Below are 25,633 nucleotides of genomic sequence, written 5' to 3'. Positions count from 1 at the left end.
AAATGGGATTTGTGCCACAATCGCACTAAACTTAGACGTTTAATGGGGTTATGACACGAGTTGGTTTGCCAAAAGAACGCGAGAGCGTATCATCTATATAGTATAAAGTGTGTGGTATGGGAAGACCCATGCAACACGGTACAATAAGGAGAAATCTAATGGATTTGCACAATCTTGGTGTAATCGCAGCAGGTCTTGCAGCTGCTGGAGCTGCCGTTGGTGGTGGTATTGGTAACGGTGTTTTGATCTCACAGTTCTTGGCAGGTATGAGCCGCCAACCTGAACTTGAAAGTCGTTTGTTGTCACGTATGTTCTTGGGTGTCGCGTTGGTCGAAGTTATGCCAATTTTGTCAATCGTCTTCGCCTTCATGTTGATGGGCAAGTAATCACACAATAGTAGCGGAGGAAAATCATGTTGGGATTAACAACATTAGCAGCACTTCCATTGGGAAATATGCTGTTTATTATCATTGCCTTCCTCTTGTTGATGCTCATTTTGAAGAAGGTGGCCTACGGACCATTGACAAAAATTCTTGACGAACGTGCAGATAAAATTTCTTCTGATATTGACGGTGCTGAGTCAGCGCGTCAAGAGGCAGAACAATTAGCATCACAACGTCAATCTGAGCTAGCTGAGACACGTCAAAATGCCACAAAAGTGGTAGCAGATGCCAAGGCAAGTGCTCAAAAGCAAAGTGATTCTTTGATTGCTGCTGCAACTGATCGCGCAACGTCAATCAATCAACAAGCTCAGACGGATGCACAAAAGCTCAAGGAAGACGCAATTTCAGGTGCAAAAGACGATGTAGCAGCCCTTTCAGTGGCTATTGCATCAAAGTTAATGCAAAAGGAATTGTCGTTGAATGATCAACAAGCATTAATTGATGCTTACATTTCAGATTTAGAAACTAAATAAGGAGTATTGGGATGGCAAAAAATATTAAAGATATTGCTGACCAATACGCCAAAGCAATTTTTGAGCTAGCAAGTGAACGAGATCAGCTTGATGATGTCTTGCATGACTTAGAAACGATTCAAAAGTTAATTACTGAGAATCCAAGTTTTGTAACTGTTGTGACTGCTTCGGATTTAGCGATAACAGATCGTGATCAATTGTTGCAGACGCTCACAAAGGGCGCAGCTGAGTCAATTCAAAATTTGATTCAGCTGCTGGCGCGCAATGATCGTTTAGACATTTTGTCAATGGTTATTGATCAATTTGTCAGTCATTATAATGAGGCCAAGGGCATCGTTGACGTCAAAGCAACAACGGCTGTTGCTTTGGATGACCAACGTTTAGATAAATTAGCTAACGTATTTGCAGCCAAGACTGGCGCAAAACAAGTTAATATTGAAAACGTCGTTGATAACAGCATTCTTGGTGGTGTTATCTTGCAATCACAATCAATTCTGATTGATGGTAGCTTACAAACAAAAATTGCCAAAATGAAGGCACAATTATTAGGTTAGTGAGGAAGAATAATGGCTATTCAAGCTGAAGAAATATCTGCTTTAATTAAGCAACAGCTCGAAAAGTTCGACACAACGCTAACTGTAGAAGAAGTGGGAACCATTACCTATGTTGGTGATGGTGTGGCCCGTGCAACCGGCTTGGCTAACGCCTTGGCTGGTGAACTTGTCGAATTTGCTAATGGCACTTACGGCATGGCCCAAAACCTCGAATCAAACGAAGTCGGTATCATCATTCTTGGTGGTTTTGATGACATTCGTGAAGGTGACACAGTAAAGCGTACTGGCCGTATCATGGAAGTGCCAGTTGGCGAACAATTAATCGGACGCGTTGTAAATGCTTTGGGTCAACCAATTGATGGATTGGGTGATATCAAAACTGACAAGACACGCCCTGTTGAAGTAAAAGCACCCGGTGTTATGCAACGTAAATCAGTTTTTGAACCGTTGCAAACTGGAATTAAAGCAATCGATGCCCTTGTGCCTATCGGACGAGGACAACGTGAATTGATTATTGGTGACCGTAAGACTGGTAAAACGTCTTTGGCTATCGATACAATTTTGAACCAAAAAGATCAAAACATGATTGTTATCTATGTGGCTATTGGTCAAAAGGATTCAACTGTGCGTACACAAGTTGAAACTTTGCGCCAAATGGGTGCTATGGATTACACAATCGTTGTTAATGCTGGTCCTTCTGAACCAGCTCCTATGTTGTATTTGGCGCCTTATGTCGGTGCAGCAATGGGTGAAGAATTTATGTACAATGGCAAACACGTGTTGATCGTGTACGATGATTTGTCAAAGCAGGCTACGGCTTACCGTGAGTTGTCATTGATTCTTCGTCGTCCACCCGGACGTGAAGCTTATCCAGGTGATGTTTTCTACTTGCATTCACGTTTGCTAGAACGTGCTGCTAAGTTGAGTGATGAATTAGGTGGTGGTTCAATGACTGCTTTGCCATTCATTGAGACACAAGCTGGTGATGTTTCAGCTTATATTCCAACCAACGTTATCTCAATTACCGATGGTCAAGTGTTCTTGGATGCTGATCAATTCTATGCTGGTGTTCGTCCTGCTATTGATGCCGGAACTTCTGTTTCTCGTGTTGGTGGTGATGCGCAAATTAAAGCTATGAAGAAGGTTGCTGGTACGTTGCGTTTGGATTTGGCTTCTTTCCGTGAATTGGAAAGTTTCGCCCAATTCGGATCTGATTTGGATTCAGCAACACAAGCAAAGTTGGCTCGTGGTCGTCGTACAGTTGAAGTGTTGAAGCAACCATTACACAAGCCAATGCCAGTACAGCATCAAGTTGTTGTTCTGTACGCTTTGACACATGGTTACTTGGATGATGTTGCTGTCGAAGATATTCAACGTTTCCAAGATGAATTAATTGCTTATGTTGACGCCAATGCGTCTGATTTGTTTAAGACAATTGTTGAAACCAAGAACTTACCTGAAGAGGCTGATTTGAATGCAGCAATTGAGGCCTTTAAGGCTGGATTTGCTGGATCTGAATCAGCAGAATAAAAGGAGGCGCTGCAATGGCTTCTTTGCAAGATATTCAGCGTCGTATTTCATCAACTAAGAAGACGCGCCAAATTACGAGTGCCATGCAAATGGTTTCAACGGCCAAGTTGAGTCAAATTCAAAAATACAGTGCTGGATATGGTGCCTATGCTGCTCGTTTAGAGACGGTGGTTGAGCATCTTGTCTCTGCTCATCTGTTCGATAATGCGGATGCTGATCATATTCCGTTGATTGCGCAACGTCCAATCCAAAAAACGGGTATCTTGGTGGTAACATCAGACCGCGGTTTGGTTGGTTCATACAACGCTAACGTTATTAAGCAAACTAACGCACTGTTAGAAAAATTGAATTTGGATACCACTAACACAGCTATTCTTGCTGTAGGTGGAAATGGTGCCGATTTCTACAAAAAGCGTGGGTTTGAAGTGATTTTAGAACATCGTGGTGTGTCGGATGTGCCGTCATTTAACGAAATTCGTTCTGTTGTCAAAACAGTAACGAGTTTGTATGAGACGGGTGTATTTGATGCCTTACACGTTGTGTATAATCACTTTGTTAACCGATTGACTAGTGAGTACCGTGATGTCCAGTTATTGCCACTAACAACAGATACGTTGGAAGCAATGGGTGGAACAGAAGCACAAAAAGCTGAACTAGACGTTCAATCCACGTATGAAATCGAACCAGACACAACGGCGGTGCTAAATGTTGTCTTACCACAATTTGCACAAAGCTTAGTGTATGAAGCGGTGCTTGACGCAAAAACGGCTGAACATGCGGCTTCATCAACTGCGATGAAGGGCGCTACGGATAACGCTAAGGACTTAATAGGTCGTTTAGAGTTACAGTTTAACCGAGCACGTCAGGCAGCGATTACGACTGAAATTACAGAAATTACTGGTGGTATGGCTGCTCTAGAGTAAGTCGACTGTCACATTAAATAAAACACAACTACTGTTTGTGTAGCATGCATCAATAATTACCCGATATCAGAACTATTTGTGGTGACACATCTGGACAGACGATAAAGGTAATTCGATTATTGATGTTTATCATGAAAGGAAACGACAATGAGTACTGGAAAAGTCGTACAAGTGATTGGTCCGGTCGTTGATGTTGCGTTTGAAGCTGGTCAACAAGTGCCAGACATTAACAATGCGCTTGTCATTGACAAAGGCGAAGGCCAAACATTAACAGTTGAAGTATCTTTGGCATTAGGTGACGGGATTGTCCGTAGTATTGCCATGGATTCAACAGATGGACTTCAACGCGGTATGTCAGTCACTGATACTGGTAAGCCAATCCAAGTCCCAGTTGGTGAAGCGACATTAGGACGCGTGTTCAACGTTTTGGGAGAACCTGTCGACAACAATGGCGAAATTGCCAATGATGTCCCACGTAGTTCAATCCATCGTGAAGCGCCTAAATATGACGAATTAACAAACTCAACCGAAATTTTGGAAACGGGTATTAAGGTGATTGATTTATTGGCGCCTTACGTTCGTGGTGGAAAAATTGGTTTGTTTGGTGGTGCCGGTGTTGGTAAAACAGTTCTAATTCAAGAATTGATTCACAACATTGCGCAAGGCCACAATGGTATTTCAGTCTTCACAGGTGTCGGAGAACGTACCCGTGAAGGTAATGATATGTACCACGAAATGGAAGAATCAGGTGTCTTGAAACAGACAGCCATGGTTTATGGTCAAATGAACGAACCACCAGGTGCACGTATGCGTGTTGCCTTAACTGGTTTGACAATGGCTGAAAACTTCCGTGATAATGAAGGTAAGGATGTGTTGTTGTTTATTGATAACATTTTCCGTTTCACTCAAGCTGGTTCTGAAGTGTCAGCTTTGTTGGGTCGTATTCCATCAGCCGTTGGTTACCAACCAACGTTGGCAACAGAAATGGGACAATTGCAGGAACGAATTACTTCAACGAAGAAGGGTTCAGTTACCTCAATTCAAGCCGTTTATGTGCCTGCCGATGATTACACTGATCCGGCACCTGCCACAACATTTGCGCACTTGGATGCAACAACCAACTTGGAGCGTTCATTGACACAACAAGGTATTTATCCTGCGGTTGATCCTTTGGCATCAACTTCATCAGCTTTGGATCCACAAATCGTTGGTCAAGAGCACTATGAAATTGCTACTGAAGTGCAACGCACGTTGCAACGTTATCGTGAATTGCAAGACATTATCTCAATTTTGGGTATGGATGAATTGTCAGACGAAGAGAAAACGACTGTTAACCGTGCGCGTCGTATTCAATTCTTCTTGTCACAACCATTCTCAGTTGCTGAGACGTTTACCGGTATCAATGGTGAATATGTGCCAGTTGCTGAAACTGTACGTTCATTCAAGGAAATTTTGGATGGCAAATATGATGATTTGCCTGAAGATGCATTCCGTAACGTTGGTGCTATTGAACAGGTTGTTGAAAAAGCCAAGACAATGGCCCAATAAGGGGGTATTGACATATGGCAGATGAAACAACTGCAACACATGGTATCCAAGTTCAAATTGTTACGCCAGCTGGTGATGTTTACAATGAAAGTGGTATTGATATCGCGATTGTAAATACGCAAGGTGGTCAAATTGGAATTATGGCAAAACACGTTCCTATCTTAGCTGCATTGACGATTGATGAATTAATTGTTAAGCGTGGTGATGATAAAGAATCATTAGCCGTAAATGGTGGTATTGCTGAATTTTCTAATAACATTTTGACAGTGATTGCTGATAGTGCTGAAACATCTGATACAATTGATGTATCGCGTGCTGAAAGTGCTAAAGAACGTGCGGAAGCGCGTTTAGCTCATGCCCAAGATGACAACAATGATGAAGAACTAAAGCGTGCTCGTATTGCTTTGATGCGGGCCGTTAACCGAATTCACGTTGCTGCTCTCAAATCTGGACGTTAAATCAATTTGTAAAACCCCAAAACAACTGTTTTGGGGTTTTTATGATGACATTAGTTTGTATGAAAAGCGCTTACAAACTAAACGTTCGTATTTTTATTAAAAATTATAACGAATGTTCAGTACGTACCGTACGTTGTTTTTAAAAATGAGGAAATACTTAATTATTTTTTCGCTATGATGATGATTTTTTTGGTAAAGTAGTATCTGGACAAACATTGAATTTTTCTTGACAAAAGTTTGACGAAAATTTGACAATGCTTGTGTAGAATAAACTGGTAACGTAATGGTTACTAAAACGAGAGAGACCGTTAAGGTCACAGGAGAACTGAATCATGAAACAGACTGCTAAGCAGATCGTCCGTTTGAGTATGGTTTTTGCTGTTGCATTGATTGCTTTTGCAACATTGAGCGTGCAGAGCGCAAGTGCAGCAACAAAGACAATCAAGGAATTGAAAATTTATTTTGTTCCTTCAAAACAACCTGACCAAATTGTAACAGCAACTAAGCCATTGAAAGGCTTGCTGAAAGCACAATTAAAAAAGCAAGGTTACAACGTTAAGAATGTTGATATCAAAGTAGGTACCAGTTATGAAGCTGCCGGAGAAGCGCTAACATCAGGCACTGCTGATGTTGGTTTTATTCCTGGTGGTACTTATGTGATGTATGAAGACGGCGTTCAAGTTTTGTTAACTGCAACGCGTGCCGGTTTAAATAAAGACTTCACTTCTGCTGCAAAGTGGAATGATGGCAAGGCAACTGAACCTACTAAAAAGCAAGCAGCGACATACCGTTCATTATTTATCGCTGGTCCTTCTGCTAAGGGACAAGAATTGGCTAAGAAAATCAACGCGGGCAAGAAGTTGACATGGAAAGATTTGAACTCTGCTAAGTGGGGATTGTCATCAACTACTTCGTCAGCTGGTTACATTTATCCATCATTGTGGTTGAACAAAAACTACAAGAAGACAGTGACTGATTTGTCAAATACAGTACAAGTTGACTCATATGGTTCAGGGATGGCACGTTTAGCTTCTGGACAAATTGATATTTTGCCAGTTTATGCAGATGCCCGTCGTGATTTTGCAGATGCTTGGACAAAAGATTACAAGCAATCAAAGTCAATTTGGGCTGAAACAAACGTTATCGGTGTTTCACAACCAATTTACAACGACACAATTTCAGTTTCAAAGAAGTCAAAGATTATGACAAAGAATTTTAAGTCAGCTTTGTCAAAGTCATTTATCAAATTGGCTAAGACTAAAGAAGGTAAAAAAGTGATTGCAATCTATTCACACGAAGGTTATGTTAAGGCAAAGTCATCTAACTATGACGGTGAACGTGCAGCACAAAAAGTGTTGAAAGAGTCAACTAAGTAAAAATCAACGACATTAATAAGCGGCTCCTGAGCTGCTTTTTATTGCGTTTGGTGCCTTAAATGGCGCCAATACATATTATAGTTTAGGAAGAAAAGATGATTAAATTTGAGCATGTTTCAAAAACGTATCCCAACGGTGTGAAGGGTTTACAAGATATCAATTTAGAAATTGAAGATGGTGAATTTGTGGGCATTATCGGTATGTCTGGCGCTGGAAAATCTACATTTATTCGAACCATTAACCGATTAAATAATATCACAGAGGGTAAATTGACGGTCGATGGCGTTGAAATTTCAAACTTAAAAGGAAAAGCATTACGCCGTTTTCGTCGCAAGGTGGGTATGATTTTTCAGTCATATAACTTGGTGCCCCGTATTACGGTTATTCGCAATGTTATGAGTTCATTGGTTCCAGACATGCCATTATGGCGCGTCATTTTGGGGCTATTCTCAAAGAATGATAAAATGCGCGCGTTAGAGGCATTAGATCGTGTTTCAATGTTAGATAAGGCTTTTGTTAGAACCGATCAATTGTCTGGTGGACAACAGCAGCGCGTATCATTGGCGAGAACTTTGGCACAAAATCCATCTGTGCTCTTGGCGGATGAACCAGTAGCGGCACTTGATCCTGTGACAGCGCATGAAGTTATGGACGATTTTAAACGTATTAATGACGAACTTGGTCAAACCGTTTTGATCAATATTCACCATGTGGACTTGGCACTTGACTATGCCAAACGCATTATTGGTATTCGTTCTGGACGTGTGGTATATGACGGACCAGTTTCTGGTGTGACACAAGAAATTTTAGATAATATCTATTCAAAAGATGAGGCCGAATAATGTGGTGGTATGATAAATTATTTAAAGCTAAGAAATATACGTTAGCCAACGGTAAAACAGTCAGCCAGAAGTTTACGAGAACGCCACTTATTTTGTTGATACTGTTAATTATTTTAATTATTTCAGTTGTTGTGACTGGTTTTAGTTTGCCAACTTTGTTTGCTAATTTTCAGCAGTTTTGGGTTGTCTTTGGCGATTTATTTCCACCAAAGTGGTCTTATTTTCCATCAGTTTGGCAACCTCTAATTGATACAATTAAAATGTCACTCTTTGGATCTTTCTTTGGGGCAGTGGTGGCCTTACCATTGGCAATATTGGCTGCTAATAATGTGACTAATAATCGATTCGTCAATCTTATTGTGCGGTTTTCATTGACAGTGTTACGGACCTTGCCAACATTAGTTGCTGCCTTAATTGCGACTTATATTTTTGGATTAGGCACATTTGCCGGTACGGTTGCTATCTTTATGTTTAGTTTATCATTCGTTGGTAAACAACTGTTTGAGTATATTGAAACAGTCGATATGGGAGCGTATGAAGCCTTGATTGCAACAGGTGCAAATGCACCGCGAGCTTTCGTTACCGCTATTATGCCGCAAATTTTGCCGACTTATTTGTCGACATCGTTATTTGCTTTTGAAGGTAATGTTCGCTATGCTGCCATTCTAGGTTACGTTGGGGCTGGTGGTATTGGTATGATTTTGAACCAAAAAATTGGTTGGCGCGAATTTCAAAGTGTTGGCATGATATTGGTTTCATTATTTGTTGCCGTGGTGCTGATTGAAACATTGAGTCAACAACTACGGAAATTCTTGAGTTAAGGAGAACAACATGAATAAAAAACTAGAAGCTGTTCTGCTGACGCAACCTAAACGTGCTAAATATTATATCACCGCTGCTATCATCGTATTGATTGCTTTAATTTGGTCATCATCTGCTGTCAATCAAATGACTTTAACCGATAAAGGTTGGCGAATTGGTTGGAATATCTTAGAAGGAATTGTGACACCCGATAAAGACCTATTATTCGGTGGTGGGGATAGTGGCGTTGCCTATTTGATTTTGCAAACAATTGCAATTGCTTTTCTTGGGACACTAGTTGGGGCAATTATTGCAGTACCATTGTCATTTATTTCAGCTACAAATATAGTGCCAAAACCAGTTGTCGTGGTAACACGGTTTGTGATTATGGCGATTCGTACAGTACCGTCATTGGTATATGGTTTGATGTTTATTCGCGTCACTGGGCCAGGACCGTTTGCCGGTGTGATGACACTGGCAGTTGTCTCTATCGGTATGATTTCAAAACTATTTATTGAGACAATTGAAGACTTGGATTCGGGCATCTTGGAATCATTAGATGCAGCCGGTAGCACATTTTTCCAAAAAATTCGTTATGGTGTTTTGCCACAACTTAGTTCCGATTTCATTTCAATTCTTGCGTACCGATTTGATATGAATCTACGTGAAGCCACTATTTTAGGATTAGTTGGTGCTGGTGGTATTGGTGCACCGATGATTTTTGCAATGAGTGGGTATGAGTGGCATAAAGTTGGTGCCATTCTAATTGGTTTGTTTGTGCTAATTTTTGTCATTGAATACTTATCAGATAAATTACGTCAACACTTACTCCATGGTTAGAAGATGGGCGGCCTCATTGGCTGCCTTGTTTTTGAAAGAAGGAATTTAATGAAGCATTTCAAGTTATATTACACTTCGGATGTTCATGGTTACTTATGGCCAACTGACTACATTCAAAGCGGTTCACAACCTCAAGGCCTTATCAATGTAGCCGCGAACTATCAAAAAGATGGCAACACCCTAGTAATTGATGGCGGTGACATGTATCAAGGTTCACCACTATTACAATATCTCAAGAAGTATGACGATATTGACGCAGTATCAGACATGATGAACATGGCAGGATATGACTATGTTACGCTTGGTAATCATGACTTTAATGCGGGTTATGACGAACTCAAGAAACATTTGGCAAATTTGAATGCGACTGTGTTAGCCGAAAATGTTACGGATGAAAACGGACAGACCTTATATCCAGCAGAAATTAAGACCCTAGCTGATGGCACAAAAGTTGGTTTAATTGGTTTAGTGACTGATTATATTAACATTTGGGAAAAGCCGGAACATCTCGCAGGCATTAAAATTGAATCACCTTTGATTAAAGCGGCGCAGACTATCGCGCGTCTGCGCCAATCAGCTGATGTTGTGATTGGCATTTATCATGGTGGTTATGAGCGTGACTTGGATTCGGGCAAGGTAATTAGTACAACATCTGAAAATATTGCTTGGCAACTCACCGCAGAACTGGATTTGGATATTTTATTGACAGCACATCAGCATGGTCAAGTGCCGGCCCAGTTAATGAACGACACATTAACGCTACAATTACCTAACCAAGCTAAGTTTTTTGCGCAAATTGATGGCGAGTTAAGAGACGGAAAATGGTTATTCACCTCATCAACAAATGCTGCTGGTACGACTAGCCAACCTGACATGCTTAAAGCCTTACAACCACTTAATGACAAAGTTGAAGCGTGGTTGGATCAGCCAATCGCTAATTTGACAACATCTGTTGCGGTTGAAGAACCGTTAATTTTGGCACAATATGGTAATGATGTTTTGCGCTGGGTGGCGGCAGTACAAATGGCTGCGACTGGTGCGCAAATCACATTGCAAGGCCTAAATAACAACCCGTCGAGTTTGCCAAAACAGTTGACACTCAGATCAATTTTGCAAAATTACCCATTTGATAATACATTGGTCACAAAACGTATTTCGGGTGCTGATTTACGCGTTGGATTGGAGCATACAGCAAATTATTTTGTTATTGAAAATCAGAAATTAGCTGTTAATCCTGATTGGTTGAAACCAAAAGTGGAACATTATAACTACGACTTGGCCTTTGGCATTGATTATGAAATTGATGTCCGTAAACCAGTAGGGAACCGTATTACAAAATTAAAGTATCAGGGAAAAGATATTCAAGACACTGATTACTTTAGCATTGCGATGAATAATTATCGCGCTGTCGGCGGTGGTGATTACCAAAGTTATGCTAATTCTGAGACAATTTATACTGGGGATAAGGCTATTCAAGATATGTTAGTTGCATATTTTGAGGATCATGATCAATTACCAAAGACGCCACAATTAATATTAAAAGTTCTATATTAAGGCTTTATTTTAAATCTTAAGATTTTTATAAGACAACTAACACGGTAAATGTATAATAAATAATAGTATGTAATGTTCTTGATATGAAACAGATGTTTGCTTATTATATTCAGCGACTAAACTAATACTCGTAAGTTAATTACATGACTTCATCAATTCGGATGTTGTCATCTTCGAACAGATAATTTAGGAGTACAAATATATAATGTTTAATATTAAGAAGACTTTGACCATTGCTGCTGGTGTTGCAGGTGCCTTTGCCTTTGGTGGTGCACATGCTAGTGCCGATACAACAACAGCCCCATCAGATTATGTTGTGCAATCTGGTGACACATTGAACAAGTTGTCAGCAAAGTATGGTGTTTCAGTTGACACAATTGCTACTAATAACAACATTTCAAATGTTAACTTGATTATTGTTGGTCAACACTTGTCATTTGCCACAGCAACAAAAGCGGCAGCAACGCCTGCACAGTCAACAACAACTGAAGCAGCGGCAACCAGCACAACGACAACAACAACAACTACCACCACTACTACTTCATCTGCAACAACAACTTCAACTACCGGCTCTAACTCTGCTGCATTGAATGCTTTGATTGCACGTGAATCAGGTGGTAACGTTAATGCTACTAATGGTCAATATTATGGTTTAGGTCAACTTTCAGCACAAGCACGTGCTATCTATGGTGGAAACTCAGCCGATTATAACGATCAATTAAATGCTATGAAGGCTTATATTGCAGCACGTTACGGTACTGCTGAAAATGCTTGGGCCCACTCACAAGCAACTGGTTGGTATTAATTTATTAATCAAAAAGTGATATTAAATCATCCTCCGTTTGCGGGGATGATTTTTTATGTTTGAGAAAAGAGATGAGATGAGACTATTATCAAATAAATATCAAATGATCATTGCCATGTCGGTCTTTGTCATGCTAATGTATTTTGCCGTATTATTAGTTAACGTACTACTGTTTGGCTTTGAACCAAAAAAAGTTATCGTGGTTAATCATAGTTTTCATGCGCCTATTGTTCGTGTAACATCCAGTAATGCGCCACAAGATGTCACGATTGCAACTACTGAAAATTTTATCGGTACAGAAACGCAGAAAGTCAATGTTTCTGCTAACAAATATCAATTTTCATTGACAAATGGCACTACTTGGGAACTTTACGTTGCAAAATATCTAGGGAATGGCGATTATAATGACACAATTAATTTTACCAATCGTTCTTTTTCAACGAGAAAAGCGTTAACTTATCAGACTGTCGTGGTCAAACATATGCTGCTGAAGGCGAAAAAGTATGATGTGATTTTGTCAGATTCACAAATTAAATCAAAAAAATTAACTGACAGCGATCTTTTAATTGCCGCTCATCTATATAAAATGGAAAAAAAGGCTGTTAAACCAACAAAACTGAATCAGAATATCATTAGCGATTTGAAATTAAAGTATGCCTATTATTTACACCAAGTGGGTACTAGCAAAAATGATCTTCACGGTGGCACACCGAATCTTGCCACCGGTCAATTCGTGACACACTAACATATCGTGTTACAATATTGATATGCAAATAAATTACGATTTTTTAGACTCATATACATTTAAAAATAAGCAAATGACAGTGCGTAATCACGTCGTAATGGCGCCTACAACCTTACGTGCGTCTTTTGAAGATGGTAGTGTAACGGATAATGAATTGCGCTATTACCAAATGCGCAGCGGTGGTCCAGGAATTATTGTGAGTGAAGTAGCGCATGTGAATCATTTAGGTAAAGGCTGGGAAGGTGGTATTTCGGCTGCTGATGATGACAAAATTCCAGGGTTATCACGTTTAGCCAGTGCCATACAATCAGGCGGGGCAAAAGCGATACTGCAACTATTTTCTGCTGGTCGGCAAACGACTACTGCAATATTGCGTGGGGAACAACCAGTATCGGCGTCAGCCGTTGCGTATCCACGTGGTGACTTTGAAACGCCACGGGCGCTAACGCATCAAGAAATTGCACAAACAATTGATGATTTTGCTGCTGCTACAAAAAGAGCTATTTTGGCTGGGTTTGATGGGGTTGAACTCCATGGTGCTAATTTATATTTAATGCAACAGTTTTTTTCGCCTGACAGTAATCAACGTGATGATATTTGGGGTGGGACATTGGCAAAACGGATGCGTTTTGGTTTAGCGGTGACGGCTAAAGTCGCGCAGACTATTGAGCAGTACGCTGATCGACCATTTTTACTTGGCTATCGTCAATCACCCGAAGAACCAATGACACCAGGGATTACATTGCAAGACTCGTTAGCTTTTGTCAACAAATTAATTGACTTGCCAGTTGATTATGTACATTTGTCATTGAAAGACGCCCTTCAAACACCGTTTAAAGATAAGGATGATCAGACAAAAATTGTTGATTATTATCGACAGGCACTACCAGACGACTTTCCGCTGATGGTTGCTGGCTTAGTAAAACAACCTGCGCAAGTTGAAGAATTGATGGATACCGGCGTGACCTTTGCTGCGATGGGACGTGAATTGATTGTTGAACCTAACTGGGTACAAAAGGTGAAGATGAATGATGAACGGGCAATTCGGTATGCCATTTCACCGGCAGATTTCGACTTGTTGGGTGTCCCCAAACCATTAGAACAATGGTTGTTGACACGCTTTAAGAATGGTTTGCCGGTAACGACAGATTTGGAATTTGATCCGAACAAGCCCTGGCGTTATTACAAAAGTACACCAGTCAAAGTGCCACAACCAATTGATCCAACAAAACTGATGACTTTGAAGAAAAAGGGTTGACGAGTATTTGAATTCTTGGTATACTAATATAGTTGTTTAGCGAGAGCGAACAACAACTGACCATGGCTCGTTGGTCAAGTGGCTAAGACGCTGCCCTTTCACGGCGGAATCGAGAGTTCGATTCTCTCACGAGCTACTAAAAGTCGCAACTTCGGTTGCGGCTTTTTGTGTGCTGTTAAATATGATATACATTTTTCTTTTTTTAATAATCTGTCACTGATAAAAAGTAGTATGATATAAATAATCATTGTTAATTAAAACGATAAGAATAGCGTATCGTGCTGTTCATTGAGCAAAATGGGAGGCGTATCGTGATGACATGGCAGATACCAGATAAAAATTGGTTGCTAGAAAATTTGGTTGATTTAATTTTAGATGAAACCATTACAAGTAATGAACGCGACATATTTGTTAGCAATAAAACCCAACTAGAAAAAAGCCAAAATGATCGCGCTGTGGCTGCGTCGCTCAAAGATAGTTTATCTTTACTTGCAGTTGAGCGACAGTTGACATCTGCATCGACAAAGTTTCTTGTAGAATTATCTCAGCGCTATATTGGCGCAAATGATATGGGCGGTCGTGATGTTTTGTTCAGTATTTGATTTAATAATTTTGCTGAGATAGCTGCTTATTAGTCGCAACGTTGGTTGCGGCTTTTTTATTTGTATTGCCCACTAAAAAAGCACTTCAAGATTGAAGTGCTAATGATTAGGCGTGTTTATGATTGACGGTCGCTAAAATCGCTTTGGCGACAACATCATCAAATTGGTTAGCTTCAAAATTATCTAGGCCAGCGCGGGTTGAGCCACCGGGTGATGCAACGCTGTTCATGAGTGTGACGGCGTCGCTGTCCGACTGATTTAGGGTGCTGGCAGAGCCTAAAACAGTTTGTGTTGCAATACTTGCGGCTTGCGTTTCTTCCAAGCCATTCGCGACACCTGCTTTAGTCAATGCGTCAATGAACTTGAAGACATAGGCAGGACCAGAACCAGCAATGGCAGAAAATATAGCGAATTGCTCTTCCTCGAGTGTGACACTGTTGCCCAACAACTGCCAAAAATGAGTGACGATTTTATTTTGTGCTGCGTCTATGTTATCGGCAAAAGCTAACGCGGTATTACCTTGCCCGATAGCTGAGTTGATGTTGGGTAAAGCGCGAACATTGAACGCATTTGGAATAGCTTGATTTAGGTCAGCAATGGTGATTTGTGCTAACACAGAGACGACGATTTTATTAGTGAAATTAAGCGTTGCGCCAATTTCTGTTAATTGATTAGGCAAAAATGCTAAAACGACGATGTCACTATGGTCAATAACTGTTTGTGAATCGGCAGCATTGATGTGAAGTTCCTCTGCCAACGACTTGGCACGGTGTGGTGAAGACACGTAAATATCTGCTGGATCAACATTTGCGTGCAGTAGACCTTTCATCATTGCGGTCGCCATGTTGCCGGCACCAATAAACCCGTAAGTCATAACAATACCTCCAATTAATTAAGTTATCTCTATTATAACTGAAATAGTTTAGATACTCGCTACTTTTTTGCAATAGCTGTTTTGGGTTTCAGTAAACTAGTCATCGCTGCTGCAACGAGCATTAACAACGCAGCAGTTAAAAAGGTAATGTGGACGCCATGCAAATTGACTAGTGAACTGCTAGCATGTTGGTGGTGTAGCTGATAATTGGCGGCGCTTTTTGTCATAATTGTTACTAATGCGGCCGTACCAAACGAGGCAGCTAGCTGACGAATGGTTGTAAACATGGCCGAACCATCAGGGATGATAGTAAGTGGTAAGGCGTTAAATGCTTCAGTTTGGATCGGCATCAAAACCAAAACTAAGCCTAATTGACGTACAAATTGTCCAATCACAGCAAACCAAAGTGGTGTTGTTAGTGTCAATGAAGCGAGAATAAAAGTACCAATAGCAGTAATTAAGATTCCGGTGAGGGTGAGATATTTGGCACCATAACGATCATATAAGCGACCACTCCATGGTGACAAAAATGCTGTAACCAAAGCCCCAGGGAATAAAACCAAACCAGAAATAAAGGCAGAAGCACCACGGACATTTTGCATATAAAGTGGTAACATTAACGCACCACCGTACATAGCCATCATCAAAACGATGTTAATCAAAACAGCAACATTGAACTCTCGATTAGAAAAAACGCTCATGTTAAGCAATGGCGTTGACGTATGTAATTGATGAAGAACGAACAATGTTGTGACAACTAAACCAATTACGATAAATCCCCAAACGGTAAAGTCATGCCAGGGTGTACCACCAGCGTTGGAAAACCCATAAAGTAGTGCGCCTAAACCGATACTTGATAGAATGACACCAAGTACATCAAACTTTAATTGTTTTGGTGTGCCAATGTTGTTTAGAAGAAAATAAGCCAGAATAAAATTGGCGATAATGAGCGGAGCAACAATGTAAAATAGAAAGCGCCAATTCAGGTTGGTTACAATAAATCCAGACAGACTTGGGCCCAAGGCTGGTGCGAAGTTTAGCGCCAACCCAATAGTTCCCATTGCCGATCCACGACGATCAGGGGCAAATAAATTCATAACCACGACATTCATTAGCGGACCAAAAACACCGGCTCCCATTGCTTGAATCATACGACCCGTGATCAAAATTTCAAAATTAGGTGCAAAGCCAGCAGTGATCGTGCCAACAGCAAATAACCCAACCGCTGTCAGATAAAGTGTACGCGTTGTTAGGCGCTGAATGAGGAAGGCAGTTAAAGGAACCATAATGCCGTTGACTAGCATATAACCATTGGTTAACCACTGTCCTAATGCGGTTGAAATGTGAAATTCACGCATAATATCTGGTAGCGCAACGTTCATCAGTGTTTGATTTAAGAAACCCAGGAAAGTGCCAATCACCAAAATGATTAAAATTGTGCGATTCTTTTGAGATATATTCAAGTAATAACGTCCTTTCTTTTGGAAGTTTTAGTGATAGAAGAGCTACTGTTAAAAAAACAAACAAAAAACCAGTACGCATACTGGTTTTGTTTTTTAAGTCAAACTTACTTTGTCGTAGGTAATTCTTCTGACTTACCTTTGGCCCATTGTTGCAACTTTGCAATAGCAGCTTGGCGTTGCTTCTTCGCAGCGCTGTGACTAACTTTGCGGGCACGGGCGAATGAGTTAAGAGGCTTCTTTAATGCCATGATAGTGCTCCTTTTTTTATCCAATGTTTTCCATACAAATAACTATTATACTTTAAAAAAATAGCAATTACAAGTGCTACAATAGATATTATGGAAAAATGGTCTGAACAAACAATTGAATCTTTTCGGGATACATTACTTCGTTGGTATGATGACGAGGGGCGTAAAACCTTACCTTGGCGGCAAAATCACGATCCTTACCGCGTAATGGTCTCAGAAATAATGTTACAGCAAACGCAAGTTGCCACAGTTATTCCTTATTTTGAACGATTTATGCAACAGTTACCGACAGTGAGCGCCCTAGCACAGGCACCTGAGGAAGTTGTGTTAAAATTGTGGGAAGGACTTGGCTATTATTCGCGTGCGCGTAATTTGCAAAAAGCAGCGCAATATGTTGTTCGGGAATATAATGGTGAGTGGCCAACGACCAGCAAAGATTTACAGACTTTGCCGGGTGTGGGACCCTACACAGCTGCTGCGATTGCTTCAATCAGTTTTGGCGAAGTGGTACCAGCGGTTGATGGTAATCAATATCGTGTGTTTAGTCGTTTATTAAAGATTGATGCAGACATTGCACAGTCTAAGTCACGCCAAATATTTTATGATGCCATTTTGCCAATTGTTGATTCTAAACGGCCGGGTGACTTTAATCAGGCAATTATGGACTTAGGTGCTAGTTATATGTCCGCTAAAAACCCTGATACGCAACATTCACCAGTAAAATCTTTTAATGCTGCCTATCGTGATGGTGTTGAAAGTCATTATCCGGTTAAAACACCCAAGCCGAAACCAGTCAAGCAATTGTTTATGGCTCATGTTTATGAGAAAAACGGTGACTTACTTTTAGAACAGAGACCAGAAACAGGATTGTTAGCTAATTTTTGGACGTTTCCACTAACACCAATTAATAGTGTGGAAGATATTCAAGGCAACATGCTTAATATTAAGCCCGTGGTTCATATTTTCACACATCGCCGTTGGGAAATTTGGTTGGTCAAATCGACACCAATTACACCGGATTCACGGCAACAATACTTTAGTCAAGAAGAATTGGCAGCCTTAAGTCTGCCAAAATTACAATATAAATTGTTGGAGAAATTACATGTTTCCGAATCTGAAATATAAAAATTTGTTTTTTTGGACAATAGAATTATTAGCACTGTCGGCACTAATTTGGATTGTGTCACGGTTTGATTTTTTGATGCAGCCAATATCAGTTTTCATTTCAACGGTATTCGTACCGTTAATTGTGGCCGGTTTTTTGTACTATGTCTTGAAACCTATCTTGACCTTACTTGAAAAAATCACCATTAAAAATCACAAAATGCCACATCAACTGGCCGTGATTATAACGTTTGTGCTGTTTTTAACGGTGATTGTTGGGGCTTTAATATTGCTGGTGCCAACCTTGGTTCGTGAAATGACCAATTTGATCAATGCTTTGCCGGGATTTGCAAAGACGGTTCAAACGTATGTCAATGATACATTGCAAAGTAAATGGTTTAACAGTTTGCATTTGTCGATTGATGTTGATGAGGTGAAAAGTGCCGTTGGTAAATATGCGGCGTCATTTTTGACTATTACGGCTGGGACGCTAGGCAATGTGATTTCAACAATCACGTCAGTGACCATTAACTTAGTGACAATACCGGTTGTTTTATTCTATATGTTAAGTGATGGTAACCGTCTCTTGCCAGCTTTACAACGTCTTTTTCCTGATCGCTTTGCTGATAATGTCGCAGATTTGACGAATAAGATGGATCACACGATTGAAAAGTATATTTCTGGTCAAGCGATTGAAATGCTGTTTGTCGGGGTGGCGATGGCGATTGGCTACCTAATCATCGGTCAACCTTATGCTTGGCTTTTAGGCGTCATCGCCGGTATTACTAATATTGTCCCTTATGTAGGCCCTTGGATTGGTGTCATTCCTTCCTTAATAGTGGCAGGAACGCAATCTTGGAAGCAAATGATTTTGGTATTAGTTGTTATGACAGTTGTTCAGCAATTGGATGGCAACTTTATTTATCCAAATGTGATTGGTAAATCATTACAGATTCATCCGCTGACAATTATGATTTTACTGATGGTAGCGGGTAACTTGAAAGGTATCGTTGGTATGATTTTGGTAGTGCCAGTCTATGCTGTGGTTAGAACTGTTATCAAATTTGGAACACAAATGCGTGAACTTACTAAAGATAAGTGATACAATGATACCACGGAAAGAGGTATCGCAATGCAAGCATTTGATTTTGACAAAAATATTAGTATTTTACGGCAGGCAAAAGGGCAGGCTATTCCATGGCATGAGACGACATATCCGTCTTATACAGCCGATATTTTGACGTTAGCGCAGAGTTATTTTAAGTCTGATGAATATGATAGAAATTTTGATCGTACGCTACGCCAGCACCAATTTCATGAAGGTTTGGCAGAAGAAGATGTGGCACAACTGGCGAATACTTCTCAGGATTATAGCTTGATCAGAGCGATTGTATCAGCGATTATTCGTGGTGAAAAGTACACGCCGGGGATGTGGCAAGCGTTGGTGCAAAATGGAATTTTACTTGATTTGTTAGTAAGAGAACGTGACTTAAAACAAAAAGCATAATAATTGCGACTAAAATAGGGTGATTAAAGGGTTCGATACAGAAAATAGTGTATCGAACCTTTTTTGTTGATTTTGAAATAATTTATTTTGAATTTAGTGTGAACTATATGTGATTCTTTGTGAATATTTGTGTATTATATGTGAAAAATGTTATCTTTATGATTATAGTATGAATTAAGTTAATACAAAAGGAGTATTTTAGTCATGAAAAAGCATAAGAAGGTTAAATTTTCTGTTTTTGCAGGAGTGGTTATAGTATTAATGGGCTTTTCAAGTACATCATTTATTAAAGCTGATGATACATTGACTGTAAAAAATAATGGCACGGTTGGGGAAGAGATTCTCAGGGAACGGGGCGTACAGACATATTTAAATAGTCTAAAAAGCCAAGAGGCGTTGGGACTACAAAAAGTTAAAAAAGTCGATGGAAGTGTTGTAATTGAAGGCAAGGAAGAGGCGAAACAGGACTTGACCGATGATGTTGGTGGTGCTAGTAGTGCTGCTGTTATGCCACTCGCCGATAGTCAGATAAAGGGTACGTTAGCGTGGAGTTATCAAAATTCAGTGAGGGCCTTTAATTATTTAAGTAATAATACCGCCTCTACTGTTTCCTTTAGTTTAGGAAGTGGTCTTTCGGTTTCTTTAACTCCAGCGCAGAATACTGTTGTCAGAGCGTATTTTGATTGGGTCACAGATAACGGTTTTGGATTACAAATAAGTAATGGTTGTTTTATCAACCCAACATCTGGTTCAACAAGTTGGTGGTGTAATGATTCGTATCCTAACCGAACATCTGCGGTCCACATTGCTTCAGCTCCAGATGTGTGGGATACTGCGAATAGTGGTAACAAGGGAAAAGTTACTGTAAAAAATTGGTCTGAGTTGGGAGCAATCCCCACAGCTTTTTATGGTGGTTGGTCTTGTGATTATGCAGGAGTAGCAAGAGGTGCTGCTTGGGCAGGCGTTGGTCAGGGACACAAATAGGCGCTAAACATAATTAGCAATAGTTTATACTTGGTTGGAGAAATGACATGTATAAAAAAATATACTAATCCGCGTTGGTACTGTTAGTTTAAGTGTGTTTATCGCACTCATAATAACAAACTTTCAATCTGTGAAAGCCAACATTACTCATCATAATGAAATTGTTCACTTAGCTACTAAAAGTGCTGTTACTAGACAGAGTGACTTTCCAAAAGCAGATGTTAAGTATAAAAATACTTTAGCATGGAGCTATCACAATAGTGTGGCGGCGTATAAATTCTTAAACAGTGTGTTAGATCGAGATGTTAAATTAACCGCCAGAAATGGTATTACGACACAATATAGTCATAATAATACGACGCTAAAAGCGTTATTTAAGTATGCAATTACTAACGGTTTTGGGTTACAAATCAGTGTTGCCGGGTTTGAAAATATCAATCGATTGAAAACCAATTTTTGGTGTAATGACTCATTTCCTAATCGGCAAAGCGCTGTTAATCAAAAAATTGCGCCAGATGTATGGCACTATGCTACTAAAAAAAATAGTGGGAAGAAAACAGTTAAATATTGGTCGGAATTAGGGAATATAACCTCTGCATTTTATGGTGGTTGGTCTTGTGATTACGCCAATGTAGCCAAGGGCGCTGCTTGGTTAGGTATTGGCAAGGGTTATAAGTAGTTATTGCGATTAAAAGGTTCGATACAGAGAATAGTGTATCGAACCTTTTTTGTTGATGAATGATTAGAGCTGCTAATTCCAATCTATTTATTTGCGTCGGTATAACTATAGAATTGTGATTTATCAGAAAAATCAGCCATATATTGACCATTCAGACCAGCTTGTTGACCAATCACGCCTAAATCAATAATCAATTTTTCGTCAGCTTTTGAAAAATGAAGCTTTTCAGACGAGGCTGTGATACGAATATAATTAACCATTCTGTTCACTAAGGCTTCAGGGTTTTTACTGGTGTCTATTTGTTTGTTAACTTGTAGTAAAACATCAGTGATATCACGAATCCCTGGGGCAATAAGCTTAGATTGTAGCGATAAGTATAATAATTCAATATTGTGTTTTGCTTCGAATACTGTTGCAACGTTTCTTTTTGTCATTTGTTGTGTCACCTCGCTAACTCCATGTTACGCCTATTTGCGATCAAAGGTAAATAAATGCTTGACGTACAATCATTTTTCCAGTAAAATTAAAGGGTTGTGTTAGACATGCGGGTGTGGCGGAACTGGCAGACGCGCTGGATTTAGGTTCCAGTGGAGAAATCCGTGCAGGTTCGATTCCTGTCACCCGTATAATATGGTCGCCGCCATATTATTATATTGAGGTATCTGGTATTATTTGATATAATACTTGAGTACTTTGATCTGCCGACCTAGCTCAGTTGATAGAGCACCTCACTAGTAATGAGGGGGTCGCCGGTTTGAGCCCGGCGGTCGGCATAATTTATGAAAGCTTTGAATGATTATTCATTCAAAGCTTTTTTATTTTCTCATGGATAGAAATCGCAATGGAGAAAATATTTTTTGAACCAACTGCGTGTATTGTGCACTGATTCATAAATTTTTAGTTTCAAAAGCGTTTGAGAATTATAGCGTGGTTGCTTCTATGCAGAGCTTATGTGATTTCGCGAAAATCAAGAGTCGTACTCACCTATAAATCCTTAATCAGATTCGAATGGCATCACTTTGATTTGTCTTGGATATTTGAGCCAACTTGGAAGCAATGTGCAATGAGACTCAAAGTATTGATAAAACATGTTGCAACAGTAAGTAGAAACTTATGATAATCAAAATAGGCTGACCCACAAAGTGGTTAGCCTATTTGTGTATTAAAATGGTGTTGCAACATTCTCTAAAATAAGTCGTGTCCTTCACTTGACAACTTTTAGAAAAATAATTGAAAATCTACTGTTTTTTTTACTGGGGTGTTTCACTTAACGTCCAAGTGAGTTCAGATGCTAATTGTTTCCCCAATAGTTTTGTATCAATCACCGTGTTAGGATTTAACCAAATGCTAAATGAGTTGCTGGTGTTATGATTGAACATAATATTGTTTTGACTACTGGCGGAAGTCCCAGTCCAAAAGTCAACACTACTTTCTAAACTAGATTGACCATATTGAATGCTCAAATCATTCTTTGAAATTTTTGCGGATTGACCAGATGTGTTCCAATCACTTGTTTGCGCTACGGACACTTTGTACGATTTGCTGGCATCCAAGTTGATAAGACTAACTGCGCCAGTTGACATATTACTTGCCAATGGCTTGTTACCATTACGGAAAGCACCAGCGCCAAGTGTGTCAAAGGTAAGGTTAGCAACGCCATCAAAAGTAGGCGCTTGCGCCCAAACGTAGGTGATTGTTTCAGATCGGTCAGCGTACATTTGGTCGGTTGTTACCATGTTTCCTGCTGGATTATGATCAGTGCCGTTACCAACAATTTGCCAAGACGCGGCTGTAGTTTTATAATTTTGTCCGTTATCGCTAATTGTTGTGCCAATAGCCGGAGCTGACCAGAACATAGGACTACCGGTAAACTTCATATTTGCACTGAGGGTGATTTTCCAGAGGCTGGTAGTCTTGCCAAACATCGCGGTCACATCAGCACCGGAAGTATACCACCCTGATAAGTCCAATGTCTTCAGTTTAGACGCATTATAGAACATGTTAAAAAATTTGGTCCCTTTTGAAACATCCCAAGCGTTTAAGTCCAAATTAGTGATACTGCTATCAAGAAACATACTTTCAAATGTGGTCACTTTTGAAACATCCCAGTGGCTTAAATCTAATTCAGCTAAGCCAGTTCCTACAAACATACGAGCCATATTCGTGACATTGGTGGTTTTAAAATCTGTCAAGTTTAAGGTAGTTAGCGCACTGGCATTAAAGAACATATAGCGCATAATAATTGTATCAGCCGTGCGGCCAACACCCCAATTAGATAAATTCAAGGTCGTTAGGTTCTTTGCCTCCGCGAACATGTTATCAAATGTTGTTACTTGATTAACATTCCAATCGCTTAAGTCCAAATGAGTGATACCGGTTCCGCGAAACATATAAGCCATAGTCGTGACATTGGTGGTTTTAAAATTTGTCAGTTTTAAAGTAGTTAGCGCACTTGTATTAGAGAACATATAAGTCATATTAACAGAATCAGCGGTGCGGGCAACACCCCAATTAGATAGATCTAAGGTTGTTAGGTGTTTTGCCTCAGCAAACATGCAATTAAATGTTGTCACTTGATCAACATTCCAATTGCTTAAGTCCAAATTAGTGATACCACTACCGTAAAACATATAAGACATGCCTGTGACATTTTTTGTCTTAAAATTCATCAAGTTTAAGTTGGTCAAGGCGGACGTGTTATAAAACATATAATTCATATAAATTGAATCAGCTATACGGGCAATGCCCCAATCAGATAAATTCAAGTTGGCCAAGGCAGCTGAGCTATAAAACATGTATTGAAATTCTTTCACTTTTGTGACGTCCCAGGTACTGAGATTAAGACTGATTAATCCCGTATTACGAAACATAGAAGACATATTCGTGACATTTTTTGTCTTAAAATTCGTCAAGTCTAAGTTGGTCAAGGCAGACGCGTTAGAAAACATTGCACCCATATTAACGGAGTCAACTGTACGATCAGCCCCCCAAGTGGATAGATTTAAAGTCGTTAACTTATCTGCCCAGAAAAACATGTCCTGAAATGTTGTCACTTGATTGACATTCCAATTACTTAGGTCCAAATTAGTAACACCACTATCATGAAACATTTCAGTCATATAAAGTACATTACTGGTATTTAATGAGCTCAAGTCAGGATTGGTAAGCCCTTTAGTATTAGTAAACCAATATGACATTGACGTCGCATTGGTCGTATCAAAATTTTGTAAATCAATAAAATCAGTGAGTTGATCTAGGTTATCAAATAAATGGGGGACGCTTGGGTCTACTGTGACCTTACCCTCATCACCATTAAATTGAATTTTTTTAACTTGTGAGGCAGTTAAGCTATTTTCTGCTAGATTTGTATCAATTCTCTGCGATAATTGCCCCGCTGAAAAAACTAACAAACCAGTATCTGAATCAAATGTCCAAGTACTGCTGCCATTAGTGTTCGTTGTTATTGATCGAGGTGCCTTACCAGACGTAGGCGGCTTGTTGTCTGTTGTTGGCAGTGCTGGTTGTTCAGCTGGTGGGTCTGTTTCATTAGGCTGTTCAGGTTCTGTTACTTCGGGGGTTTCGAGAGTGTCGGGCTTATTAGGTTCCGCCGCCGCTGGCTGACCATCACCCGTATCGCCAGTAGCAATCCGTTGGGTTAATTCCTGTAGGTCAGAACGACCGTCATTTTTTAGACGTAGCTTTTTATCCGTTTTAACGTCATCGGTGGTCGTCAATTCTGCAGCCGTTACGGTTTGTGCAGGGCCGGCGAGCGTTAATACTGCAATTAATATTGGTAAGTAGCCTGCTTGTTTTCGTCTCATAATTTTACTCCAAAGTACCCTTTTGCTCCATTCTACTAGGGGGGAAGAAGACTAGACGAATTATTGGTGAACAAAGTGTGAACTGCACAAAATTATGACTCTTATCAAGCGAGTAATTTGAATTGAAATACTATTTTTTTGTGTAATCAAACTTGACATAGTTAATTACAGGATTGTGTATATTCAGTTAATATTATAATG

The 25,633-nt window shown here is 39.9% G+C and carries 26 protein-coding genes and 3 tRNA genes; 24 read left to right on the top strand and 5 right to left on the bottom strand.

What is annotated here, in order from left to right; genetic code table 11:
- The first annotated feature begins 158 nt into the window (after positions 1–158).
- The 17 genes from atpE (at position 159) to IEU65_RS04785 (ending at position 14,752) form a co-directional block, all read left to right on the top strand.
- Positions 159–386 (top strand): F0F1 ATP synthase subunit C, encoded by a 228-nt coding sequence (atpE, locus tag IEU65_RS04865; protein ID WP_004902064.1) that lies wholly within the window; start codon positions 159–161, stop codon positions 384–386.
- A gap of 26 nt (positions 387–412) precedes the next feature.
- Entirely contained in the window at positions 413–916 is a 504-nt protein-coding gene (gene atpF / locus IEU65_RS04860; protein ID WP_010291629.1) for a F0F1 ATP synthase subunit B, read from the top strand.
- Positions 917–927: 11 nt separating this feature from the next.
- A complete protein-coding gene (gene atpH, locus IEU65_RS04855) occupies positions 928–1,470 on the top strand; it encodes an ATP synthase F1 subunit delta (protein WP_010291631.1) in 543 nt (180 codons plus the stop codon).
- Positions 1,471–1,482: 12 nt separating this feature from the next.
- Entirely contained in the window at positions 1,483–3,000 is a 1,518-nt protein-coding gene (gene atpA / locus IEU65_RS04850; RefSeq protein ID WP_147651161.1) for a F0F1 ATP synthase subunit alpha, read from the top strand.
- A 14-nt stretch (positions 3,001–3,014) separates the two neighbouring features.
- On the top strand, positions 3,015–3,923 hold the full coding sequence (locus IEU65_RS04845; protein ID WP_010291621.1) for a F0F1 ATP synthase subunit gamma: 909 nt from the start codon (positions 3,015–3,017) through the stop codon (positions 3,921–3,923).
- 147 nt (positions 3,924–4,070) lie between these two features.
- Positions 4,071–5,471: a F0F1 ATP synthase subunit beta gene (gene atpD, locus IEU65_RS04840; RefSeq protein ID WP_010291619.1), complete on the top strand. Its 1,401-nt coding sequence runs from the start codon at positions 4,071–4,073 to the stop codon at positions 5,469–5,471.
- A gap of 14 nt (positions 5,472–5,485) precedes the next feature.
- The gene (locus IEU65_RS04835) at positions 5,486–5,929 is read left to right on the top strand and encodes a F0F1 ATP synthase subunit epsilon (protein WP_010291618.1); all 444 of its coding nucleotides are present in this window, start codon (positions 5,486–5,488) and stop codon (positions 5,927–5,929) included.
- Between the two features lie 332 nt (positions 5,930–6,261).
- The gene (locus IEU65_RS04830) at positions 6,262–7,305 is read left to right on the top strand and encodes a phosphate/phosphite/phosphonate ABC transporter substrate-binding protein (RefSeq protein WP_010291617.1); all 1,044 of its coding nucleotides are present in this window, start codon (positions 6,262–6,264) and stop codon (positions 7,303–7,305) included.
- 95 nt (positions 7,306–7,400) lie between these two features.
- Positions 7,401–8,147 (top strand): phosphonate ABC transporter ATP-binding protein, encoded by a 747-nt coding sequence (gene phnC, locus IEU65_RS04825; RefSeq protein WP_010291615.1) that lies wholly within the window; start codon positions 7,401–7,403, stop codon positions 8,145–8,147.
- A complete protein-coding gene (phnE, locus tag IEU65_RS04820; RefSeq protein WP_010291614.1) occupies positions 8,147–8,968 on the top strand; it encodes a phosphonate ABC transporter, permease protein PhnE in 822 nt (273 codons plus the stop codon). Before phnC ends, phnE (IEU65_RS04820) begins: the two co-directional genes overlap by 1 nt.
- Positions 8,969–8,978: 10 nt before the next feature.
- Positions 8,979–9,788, top strand: a complete 810-nt coding sequence (gene phnE / locus IEU65_RS04815) for a phosphonate ABC transporter, permease protein PhnE (protein WP_010291613.1) — start codon at positions 8,979–8,981, stop codon at positions 9,786–9,788.
- 48 nt (positions 9,789–9,836) lie between these two features.
- Positions 9,837–11,342: a bifunctional metallophosphatase/5'-nucleotidase gene (locus IEU65_RS04810; RefSeq protein WP_010291612.1), complete on the top strand. Its 1,506-nt coding sequence runs from the start codon at positions 9,837–9,839 to the stop codon at positions 11,340–11,342.
- A gap of 205 nt (positions 11,343–11,547) precedes the next feature.
- Positions 11,548–12,147, top strand: a complete 600-nt coding sequence (locus IEU65_RS04805) for a LysM peptidoglycan-binding domain-containing protein (protein WP_010291611.1) — start codon at positions 11,548–11,550, stop codon at positions 12,145–12,147.
- 55 nt (positions 12,148–12,202) lie between these two features.
- Entirely contained in the window at positions 12,203–12,892 is a 690-nt protein-coding gene (locus tag IEU65_RS04800) for a hypothetical protein (protein ID WP_010291609.1), read from the top strand.
- 22 nt (positions 12,893–12,914) lie between these two features.
- Positions 12,915–14,150: an NADH-dependent flavin oxidoreductase gene (locus IEU65_RS04795; protein ID WP_010291608.1), complete on the top strand. Its 1,236-nt coding sequence runs from the start codon at positions 12,915–12,917 to the stop codon at positions 14,148–14,150.
- Positions 14,151–14,214: 64 nt separating this feature from the next.
- A tRNA-Glu gene (locus tag IEU65_RS04790) sits at positions 14,215–14,286 on the top strand.
- A gap of 178 nt (positions 14,287–14,464) precedes the next feature.
- The gene (locus IEU65_RS04785) at positions 14,465–14,752 is read left to right on the top strand and encodes a bacteriocin immunity family protein (RefSeq protein WP_010296075.1); all 288 of its coding nucleotides are present in this window, start codon (positions 14,465–14,467) and stop codon (positions 14,750–14,752) included.
- A 106-nt stretch (positions 14,753–14,858) separates the two neighbouring features.
- On the opposite strand, the gene proC is transcribed toward IEU65_RS04785, so the two are convergent.
- From proC to IEU65_RS04770, 3 genes are all read right to left on the bottom strand, one after another.
- Positions 14,859–15,626, bottom strand: coding sequence for a pyrroline-5-carboxylate reductase (proC, locus tag IEU65_RS04780; protein WP_010296072.1), 768 nt, complete (start codon positions 15,624–15,626; stop codon positions 14,859–14,861).
- A gap of 59 nt (positions 15,627–15,685) precedes the next feature.
- Positions 15,686–17,089, bottom strand: coding sequence for an MDR family MFS transporter (locus tag IEU65_RS04775; RefSeq protein WP_010296069.1), 1,404 nt, complete (start codon positions 17,087–17,089; stop codon positions 15,686–15,688).
- A gap of 104 nt (positions 17,090–17,193) precedes the next feature.
- Positions 17,194–17,337: a hypothetical protein gene (locus IEU65_RS04770; RefSeq protein ID WP_004913936.1), complete on the bottom strand. Its 144-nt coding sequence runs from the start codon at positions 17,335–17,337 to the stop codon at positions 17,194–17,196.
- 90 nt (positions 17,338–17,427) lie between these two features.
- Here IEU65_RS04770 and mutY point away from each other — a divergent pair, with 90 nt between their 5' ends.
- The 5 genes from mutY (at position 17,428) to IEU65_RS04745 (ending at position 21,611) form a co-directional block, all read left to right on the top strand.
- Positions 17,428–18,462, top strand: coding sequence for an A/G-specific adenine glycosylase (gene mutY / locus IEU65_RS04765; protein WP_010290796.1), 1,035 nt, complete (start codon positions 17,428–17,430; stop codon positions 18,460–18,462).
- On the top strand, positions 18,440–19,543 hold the full coding sequence (locus tag IEU65_RS04760) for an AI-2E family transporter (RefSeq protein WP_010290798.1): 1,104 nt from the start codon (positions 18,440–18,442) through the stop codon (positions 19,541–19,543). Before mutY ends, IEU65_RS04760 begins: the two co-directional genes overlap by 23 nt.
- Positions 19,544–19,573: 30 nt before the next feature.
- Positions 19,574–19,948 (top strand): DUF6508 domain-containing protein, encoded by a 375-nt coding sequence (locus IEU65_RS04755; protein ID WP_010290801.1) that lies wholly within the window; start codon positions 19,574–19,576, stop codon positions 19,946–19,948.
- A gap of 261 nt (positions 19,949–20,209) precedes the next feature.
- Positions 20,210–20,932 carry a hypothetical protein gene (locus tag IEU65_RS04750; RefSeq protein ID WP_168441508.1) on the top strand — a complete coding sequence of 241 codons (723 nt, stop codon included), beginning with the start codon at positions 20,210–20,212 and terminating at the stop codon, positions 20,930–20,932.
- Positions 20,933–21,062: 130 nt separating this feature from the next.
- Positions 21,063–21,611 (top strand): hypothetical protein, encoded by a 549-nt coding sequence (locus tag IEU65_RS04745; RefSeq protein WP_031941233.1) that lies wholly within the window; start codon positions 21,063–21,065, stop codon positions 21,609–21,611.
- Between the two features lie 83 nt (positions 21,612–21,694).
- Here the strand turns inward: IEU65_RS04745 and IEU65_RS04740 are convergent, their stop codons facing one another.
- Positions 21,695–22,045 (bottom strand): bacteriocin immunity protein, encoded by a 351-nt coding sequence (locus IEU65_RS04740; protein WP_031941234.1) that lies wholly within the window; start codon positions 22,043–22,045, stop codon positions 21,695–21,697.
- A gap of 110 nt (positions 22,046–22,155) precedes the next feature.
- Here IEU65_RS04740 and IEU65_RS04735 point away from each other — a divergent pair.
- Together IEU65_RS04735 and IEU65_RS04730 are read left to right on the top strand one after the other, a co-directional pair.
- Positions 22,156–22,237 (top strand) — tRNA-Leu (locus IEU65_RS04735).
- A gap of 74 nt (positions 22,238–22,311) precedes the next feature.
- Positions 22,312–22,384: transfer RNA gene (locus tag IEU65_RS04730), tRNA-Thr, on the top strand.
- A gap of 477 nt (positions 22,385–22,861) precedes the next feature.
- Here IEU65_RS04730 and IEU65_RS04725 read toward each other — a convergent pair.
- Positions 22,862–25,432 (bottom strand): BspA family leucine-rich repeat surface protein, encoded by a 2,571-nt coding sequence (locus IEU65_RS04725; protein ID WP_010290808.1) that lies wholly within the window; start codon positions 25,430–25,432, stop codon positions 22,862–22,864.
- Positions 25,433–25,633 lie beyond the last annotated feature (201 nt).

It is taken from the genome of Leuconostoc pseudomesenteroides KCTC 3652 (assembly GCF_014634745.1).
GTDB classification, from domain to species: Bacteria; Bacillota; Bacilli; order Lactobacillales; family Lactobacillaceae; genus Leuconostoc; species Leuconostoc pseudomesenteroides.
Note: the sequence above shows the minus strand (reverse complement) of the source record. Positions and strands in the feature narration are given on the sequence as shown.